This window comes from Curtobacterium sp. B8, assembly GCF_000333315.1.
GTDB lineage: Bacteria > Actinomycetota > Actinomycetes > Actinomycetales > Microbacteriaceae > Curtobacterium > Curtobacterium luteum.
The window spans coordinates 1-223 of sequence record NZ_BACW01000132.1 but is presented as its reverse complement, the minus strand read 5'-3'; the positions used below and the strand labels follow the sequence as shown (position 1 = coordinate 223).

The following is a 223-nucleotide window of genomic DNA, read 5'->3' as shown; positions in this document are numbered from 1 at the left end:
ATTCCGAATACCGCAAGCGACAGGCCGATCATCGTCGCGCTCCAGCGAAAGCGGTCCTCGCCGAAAATGACCCAGAGCGCTGCCGGCACCTGTCCTACGAGTTGCATGATAAAGAAGACAGTCATAAGTGCGGCGACGATAGTCATGCCCCGCGCCCACCGGAAGGAGCTGACTGGGTTGAAGGCTCTCAAGGGCATCGGTCGACGCTCTCCCTTATGCGACT

At 59.2% G+C, this 223-nt stretch carries 1 pseudogene; it reads right to left on the bottom strand.

What is annotated here, in order from left to right:
• A pseudogene (locus I59_RS03465) lies at positions 1 to 223 on the bottom strand (hypothetical protein); the annotation flags it as partial.